This window comes from Dactylosporangium sp. NPDC051087, assembly GCF_055586325.1.
In genome coordinates this window covers 1-7,490 of the sequence record NZ_JBVJIJ010000029.1, presented here as the reverse complement: position 1 = coordinate 7,490, position 7,490 = coordinate 1, and the positions used below count along the sequence as shown (strand labels likewise).

Genomic DNA, 7,490 nt, shown 5'->3' with positions numbered 1-7,490 from the left:
TCGCGCGTGTGGCTGATCTCGTGTCCTATCTCCTCCTCCCCCCCCCCCCCTCCCCCCCCCCCCTCCCCCCCCCCCCCCCCCCCGAGACCGTGGTGGTGCTCGCCGGCGAGATCGACATGTCCACGGTGCAGCGGCTGGCGACGGCCGTCGATGAGATCCTCGGCGGCGACACCCCGACGCGAGTGGTCCTGGACATGGCCGGCGTGACGTTCTGCGACTCACAGGGCCTCGGCACGCTGGTCGTGCTCAGCCGCAAGGCGACCATGGCACAGAGCTACCTGGTGCTGGTCAATGTCGGTGCGTTCCTGATCCGCGTCCTGGACATCACGGGCCTCAGGGGCGCGCTGATGATCCAGGAGACCGCTATCTAGACAGCCTGGACAGGACGGAGATCGCCTTCTCCACCTGGTCGCGGCCGACCTCCCCGCCGGCGGCGAGACCAGCCTTGAGCAGCGCGGCCGCCTCGTCGACGGCGACGCCCGCGGCCCGCAGCTCACCGTCGCGGACCCGGACCAGGTCGGACTGCGCCGCGAGCTGCTGCGTCTTCGTCCACAGCTCGACGAACACGGACACCTTCGCCCGCAGCACCCACGGGTCGAACGGCTTCGTGAGGTAGTCGACGGCACCCGCCGCATAGCCACGCAGCGCCAGGTGCGAGTCACGGTCGGCCGCGGTCAGGAAGATGATCGGCACGTGCCGGGTCCGCTCGCGACGCTTGATGTGCCGGGCGGTCTCGAAGCCGTCCATCGTCGGCATCTGCGCGTCCATCAGGATGAGCGCGAAGTCGTCCACCAGCAGGTGCTTGAGGGCGTCCTCACCGCTGTCGGCGCCGACGGTCTGGACCGGCAACCCCTGCAGGATGGCCTCCAGTGCGAGGAGGTTGTCCCGTCGGTCGTCGACGAGCAGCACCTTCGCCGGTCGGTCCGGTCCAGTCAAGGATGCGGCCCCTTTCTGACGTCATCGATCAACCTACACCGCGCGACCCTCCCCGTTTACCCAGGCGGCCATCACGTCAAGCAGTTCGTCCAGATCCACCGGCTTGGTGATGTAGTCGCTGGCCCCCGCGGAGAGGGACGACTCACGGTCGCCGGGCATCGCCTTGGCGGTCAGGAACACCACCGGCAGCTTCGCGAAGCGCCGGTTGCGCCGAATCGCGCGGGTCGTCTCGTTGCCGTCCTGGTCGGGCATCATCGCGTCCATCAGCACGATGTCGACGCCGGGGTGCTCGGACAGCACGCGCACCCCGTCGGCGCCGTTGTCGGCGTACAGAACGGTCATGCCGTGCAACTCCAGGGCGCTGGTCAGGGCGAAGACGTTGCGTACGTCGTCGTCGACGATGAGCACGGTGGCGCCGTCGAGCTGGTGCGCGGCCGCGGTCGGGCGGCGCTCCGGGGTCGGCAGCGCCCGCAGCATCGCCGGGCCGGGCGGCAGGCTGCGCACCGGCGGCAGCGGCTGGGCCGGCAACGCGTGGACGGTCGGGGTGACCTCGGTCGCGATGACGTCCGGCAGGTACAGCGTGAAGATGGCACCCCGCCCGACCTCCGAGGTGACCCCGATCGCGCCGCCGAGCAGCCTGGCCAGTTCGCGGCTGATCGACAGGCCGAGGCCGGTGCCACCGTACTTGCGGCTGGTGGTGCCGTCGGCCTGCTGGAACGCCTCGAAGATCAGGGCGACCTTGTCGTTGGAGATGCCGATGCCCGTGTCGCGGACCGCGAACGCGATCACCCGCCGGGCGCCGGCCAGGGTCGGCGACGTGAACTGCAGGTCGGGCGTGGCGACGCTGATGGACAGCGTGACCGCGCCCTTCTCGGTGAACTTCACCGCGTTGGAGATCAGGTTGCGCAGGATCTGCTGGAGCCGCTGCGGGTCGGTGACGATCGCGGGCGGCAGATCCTCGGCGGTGCCGACCGTGAAGTCCAGCCCCTTGTCCTCGGCCTGCGGCGCGAACGCCTGCTCCACATAGGAGCGGATCTCGTCGAAGGAGACCTCGCCGGGCTCCACGTCCATGCGGCCGGCCTCGATCTTGCTGAGGTCGAGGATGTCGTCGATGAGCGCGAGCAGGTCGGAGCCCGCGTTGTGGATCGTCGCGGCGAACTCGATCTGCTTCGCGGTGAGGTTGGTGTCCGGGTTGTCGGCGAGCAGCCGGGACAGCAGCAGCATCGAGTTGAGCGGGGTGCGCAGCTCGTGGCTCATGTTGGCGAGGAACTCCGACTTGTACTGCGACGCCTGCGCCAGCTGCTGCGCCTTCTCCTCGAGGCCGAGGCGGGCCATCTCGATCTCACGATTCTGCTTCTCGATGTTGCCCTTCTGCTCGGACAGCAGCGTCGCCTTCTCCTCCAGCTCGGCGTTGGTGCGCTGCAGCTCGGCCGACTGGTCCTGCAGCTCCAGGGCGAGGCGCTGCGACTGCGACAGCAGCTCCTCGGTCCGCCGGTTGGCGAGGATCGTCTTGAGCGCCACACCGATGGTGACCACGAGCCGGTCGAGGAACGCCAGGTGCAGCTCGGAGAACGAGGCGACGCCGGCGAACTCGATGACGCCGAGCGGCTCGCCCTCGAACAGCACCGGCAGCACGACGAGGTCGGCGGGTGGGGTGGCGGCGACCCCGGAGCGGACCTGGAGCCGGCCGTCCTGCGGGGCGCTGACCCGGATCGCGCGCCGCGACAGCGACGCCTGCCCGATCAGCCCCTCGCCGGGCGCGAAGCTGACCTCCGCGCCCGGCGCCATGTAGCCGTAGGACGCCTCCAGCCGCAGCCGCAGCCCGGCGGTCGGGTCGGCGCCGGCCAGGAAGAACGCGCCGATCTGCGCGTCGACCAGCGGCGTCACCTCGGCCATGATCATGCGGCAGACCTCGCCGAGGTCGCGCTGGCCCTGCAGGAGGCCGCCGACGCGGGCCAGGTTGGAGTCCAGCCAGCCCTGCTCGGCGTTCTTCTTCGTCGTCTCGCGCAGCGTGACGATCATCTGGTTGATGTTGTCCTTGAGCTCGGCGACCTCGCCGAGCGCCTCGACCGCGATCCGCTGGGTAAGGTCGCCGCGGGTCACGGCGGTGGACACCTGCGAGATCGCGCGCAGCTGGGTGGTCAGCGTGGAGGCGAGCTGGTTGACGTTTTCCGTCAGGTCGCGCCAGGTGCCGGAGACGCCGCGCACCTGCGCCTGACCGCCGAGCTTGCCCTCGGAGCCGACCTCGCGGGCCACCCGCGTGACCTCGTCGGCGAACGAGGACAGCTGGTCGACCATCGTGTTGACGGTCGACTTCAGCTCCAGGATCTCGCCGTGCGCGTCGACGGTGATCTTCTGCGACAGGTCGCCCCGCGCCACGGCCGTGGTGACCTGGGCGATGTTGCGGACCTGGGAGGTGAGGTTGGACGCCATCGAGTTGACGTTGTCGGTGAGGTCGCGCCAGGTGCCGGAGACGCCCTTCACCTGGGCCTGACCGCCGAGCTTGCCCTCGGTGCCGACCTCGCGGGCCACCCGCGTGACCTCGTCCGCGAACGACGACAGCTGATCGACCATCGTGTTGACCGTGGACTTGAGGGCCAGGATCTCGCCCTGCGCGTCGACGGTGATCTTCTGCGACAGGTCACCGCGGGCCACCGCCGTCGCGACCTGGGCGATGTTACGGACCTGGGCGGTGAGGTTGGAGGCCATGAAGTTGACGTTGTCGGTGAGGTCCCGCCAGGTGCCCGCGACGCCGCGGACCTGCGCCTGACCGCCGAGCTTGCCTTCCGTGCCGACCTCGCGGGCCACCCGCGTGACCTCGTCCGCGAACGACGACAGCTGATCGACCATCGTGTTGACGGTCGACTTCAGCTCCAGGATCTCGCCGCGGGCGTCGACGGTGATCTTCTGCGACAGGTCACCACGCGCCACCGCCGTCGCGACCTGCGCGATGTTACGGACCTGAGAGGTGAGGTTCGACGCCATGAAGTTCACGTTGTCCGTCAGGTCCCGCCAGGTGCCGGCAACCCCCGTCACCTGCGCCTGACCACCCAGCTTGCCCTCGGTGCCGACCTCGCGGGCCACCCGCGTGACCTCGTCCGCGAACGACGACAGCTGATCGACCATCGTGTTGACGGTCGACTTCAGCTCCAGGATCTCGCCGCGGGCGTCGACGGTGATCTTCTGCGACAGGTCACCACGCGCCACCGCCGTCGCGACCTGCGCGATGTTACGGACCTGAGAGGTGAGGTTCGACGCCATGAAGTTCACGTTGTCCGTCAGGTCCCGCCAGGTGCCGGCAACCCCCGTCACCTGCGCCTGACCACCCAGCTTGCCCTCGGTGCCGACCTCGCGGGCCACCCGCGTGACCTCGTCCGCGAACGACGACAGCTGGTCCACCATCGTGTTGACGGTGTCCTTGAGCTCGAGGATCTCGCCCTGAGCGACAACGGTGATCTTCTGCGACAGGTCACCACGCGCCACGGCGGTGGCGACCTGGGCAATGTTGCGGACCTGGCCGGTGAGGCTGGACGCCATCGAGTTGACGTTGTCGGTGAGGTCCTTCCAGGTGCCGGCCACGCCGGGCACGTCGGCCTGGCCGCCGAGCTTGCCCTCGGTGCCGACCTCGCGGGCCACCCGGGTCACCTGCTCGGCGAAGATCCGCAGGGTGTCGACGAGCGAGTTGATCGTCTCGGCGAGCTCGGCGACCTCGCCCTTGGCCGTCACCGTGATCTTCTGCGACAGGTCGCCGCGGGCCAGCGCCGTCGCGGCGGTGGAGATCGACCGGACCTGGCCGGTGAGGTTGGCGGCCATCGAGTTGACCGAGTCGGTGAGGTCGCGCCAGGTGCCGGCGACGCCGGTGACCTGTGCCTGACCGCCGAGCTTGCCCTCGGTGCCGACCTCACGGGCGACACGCGTTACCTCGTCGGCGAACGACGACAGCTGGTCCACCATCGTGTTGACGGTGCGGCCGATGGTGAGGAACTCACCGCGCAGCGGGCGGCCGTCGATCTCCAGCGCCAGCTGCTGCGACAGGTCGCCTTCGGCGACCGCGACGATGACCCGGGCGATCTCCGTGGTGGGCCGGCCCAGGTCGTCGATGAGGTTGTTGACCGCGTGGATGCGGTCGAGCCACGCCCCCTCGAAGCCCTCCTCGTCGAGGCGCTCGGTCATGCGCCCCTCGCGGCCGACGACCCGGCTGATCCGCATCACTTCGCGGGTGTGCCGCAGCTTGAGCTCGGCGAGCCGGTTGAAGCGCTCGACCACCTCGCCGGGCAGCCCGTCGCGCCGGGTCAGCCGGAACTTGAGGTCGCCGGACGCCAACCGGTCCAGCCCGGCGGACAGCTCCTCCAGCAGCAGCGTCTCGGGACTCTTCTGGGTGACTTCTTCGACTGTGGTCATAGCGTCTCCACCGGTCTCGGGGGCAGGCGGTGTCCACCCATCGTCGTCTCCAGGTTGGATTGTTACCACCGTTCGGTAGAGACTGCGAGGTGTGAACGCCCCGACCGTCCGGAGGATCCGACTCCCGGCCGACCATAGCTCTCCTGGGCTGGCACGCGAAGCGATCCGGACGATCGTGCACGAACGGGACCTGGGCGCGATCCTCGACGAGGCGCTGCTGCTCGTGACCGAGCTGACCACCAACAGCGTCGTGCACGCCCGGACCGAGGTCGACGTCGAGATGACCGCCGTCGACACCTCTCTGACGGTCACGGTCCTGGATTTCAAGCCGGGCACCGTGACGCCCAACATTCCCGTGCCGGGCGCCACCGTCACGGACCTCGACGAGCGCGGCCGCGGCCTGCTGCTCGTCAACCAGCTGGCGTCCTCCTGGGGCACGCTGCACTTCGGCGGCGGCAAGGGCGTCTGGTTCCGGCTCGACAAGCCGGGCGCGCCTTTCGAGAAAAGCGACATCGCGCCACCCGCCTTCGAGATACCTGCCGCGCCCGCCCCGGAGGCGCTCGGCGCGCTGGGCTGGTCCGGCACCGGCACGTCGCTGACCGAGGTCGCCGAGGAGCTGCTGCAGCGGCTGGTCGGCGTGATCAACGCGTCCGGCGCCGCGCTGACCCTGGACGAGGGCGAAGGCCCGCACACGGTCGCCGCCGTCGGCCGGCTCACCGGCACCTCAGACAGCGGGCAGCGGGTCCCGCTGCGGGTCACCAAGCCGTGGCGGGCCGAGCTGCTCGTCGCCGGCGGTGGTGGCAACCCCTACACGCGCCCGCTGACCGCCCTCGCCGCCGACCGGCTGGTCCTGCTGGTCGAGAACCACCGGCTGCGCCGCGCCGACTCGGAGCGGCGCACCTGGCTGACGTTCCTCGCCGACGCCAGCGAGCTGCTCGCCCAATCCCTCGACGTCGAGCTGACCCTGGCGCTGATCCCGCGCCTGGTGGTGCCCCGGCTCGGCACCTGGTGCGCGATCCATGCCGCCGACGCCGGCGGCGAGCTGCGGCTGGCCGCGGCCGCGCACGCCGACGAGGCGATGCTCACCGGGCTGCTCGACACGCTCGCGGAGGCGGGCCCGCAGCTGAAGGAGGCGATGGGCACCGACGCGGTGGTGCCGCTCGGACCGCCGCTGGAGGGTTACGTCGTCGCGCTCATCGCCCGCGGGCAGCACCTGGGCACGCTGACCGTCGGCGGCGGCCGGGACACGTGGCAGCGCAGCGAGGAGGTCGCGGTCGTCGAGGACGTGGCCCGGCGGGCCGCGCTCGCGATCGACAACGCCAACATCCACGCCGAGCGGCGCGGCATCGCCCAGGCGCTGCAGCGCTCGCTGCTGCCGCCGCAGCTGCCGAAGGCCGACGGCGTGGAGTTCGGCGCCGAATACGTGCCGACCGGCGAAGGGGTCGACGTCGGCGGCGACTTCTATGACGTGGTGCCGCTGTCCGGCCGCCGGTGGCTGGTCGTCGTCGGCGACGTGTCGGGCAAGGGCGTGCAGGCGGCGACGGTGACAGGGTTGGTACGGGACGTGACCCGCGTCCTGGTGCGCGACGGCCGGCCGATGCCCGAGACGCTCAAACGGATCAACGAGACGCTGCTGGAGCGCGGGGCCGGCCGCTTCTGCACCCTCTGCCTCGCGGAGATCCTGCGCCGGCCCGACGGCACCCTCGACGTGGCTCTGCACCTGGCCGGGCACGACCAGCCGGTGCTGCTACGGGCGGACGGCAGCACCGAGATGGCCGGCCAGTGCGGCACCGCCTTGGGCCTGCTCGACACGATCAACACCCCGCGCACGCAGATCACGCTGCAGCCCGGCGACACGCTGATCTTCTACACCGACGGCGTCACCGAGCGCCGCCGCGGCACGGAGCTGTTCGGCGTCGACCGGCTGCGCGAGGAGGCGGCGCTGCTGGCCGGCTTCCCCGCCGACGTGGTGGTGGCCCGGCTGCGCGCGACCACGCTGGGCTTCTCCCCGGAGTCCCCCCGCGACGACATCGCCATCTTCGCCGTCCGGAACGACAACTAGTACGGCAGCCGCCGTTCGGGATGTTGCTGGTTGACGGGGCTGGACAGAGCACGGCCACCGCGTGATCGTCTGTGCGTTGTGGACACAACTT

The 7,490-nt window shown here is 70.5% G+C and carries 4 protein-coding genes; 2 read left to right on the top strand and 2 right to left on the bottom strand.

Annotated features, from left to right (window positions below; all coding sequences use genetic code 11):
• The first annotated feature begins 89 nt into the window (after positions 1-89).
• A complete protein-coding gene (locus tag ACZ6TV_RS42240; RefSeq protein ID WP_465304857.1) occupies positions 90-371 on the top strand; it encodes an STAS domain-containing protein in 282 nt (93 codons plus the stop codon).
• On the opposite strand, the gene ACZ6TV_RS42235 is transcribed toward ACZ6TV_RS42240, so the two are convergent.
• Together ACZ6TV_RS42235 and ACZ6TV_RS42230 are read right to left on the bottom strand one after the other, a co-directional pair.
• Positions 364-936, bottom strand: coding sequence for a response regulator (locus ACZ6TV_RS42235; protein WP_465304855.1), 573 nt, complete (start codon positions 934-936; stop codon positions 364-366). The genes ACZ6TV_RS42240 and ACZ6TV_RS42235 overlap by 8 nt on opposite strands.
• A 33-nt stretch (positions 937-969) precedes the next feature.
• On the bottom strand, positions 970-5,337 hold the full coding sequence (locus ACZ6TV_RS42230) for a HAMP domain-containing protein (RefSeq protein ID WP_465304853.1): 4,368 nt from the start codon (positions 5,335-5,337) through the stop codon (positions 970-972).
• Positions 5,338-5,512: 175 nt separating this feature from the next.
• On the opposite strand from ACZ6TV_RS42230, the gene ACZ6TV_RS42225 reads away from it, so the two are divergent.
• Positions 5,513-7,399: a SpoIIE family protein phosphatase gene (locus ACZ6TV_RS42225; protein WP_465304851.1), complete on the top strand. Its 1,887-nt coding sequence runs from the start codon at positions 5,513-5,515 to the stop codon at positions 7,397-7,399.
• Positions 7,400-7,490: the final 91 nt, after the last annotated feature.

Bases quoted from the DNA above. Each gene is read 5' to 3' on its own strand.
- ACZ6TV_RS42230 (WP_465304853.1), bottom strand. From the start codon at position 5,337: ATGACCACAGTCGAAGAAGTCACCCAGAAGAGTCCCGAGACGCTGCTG.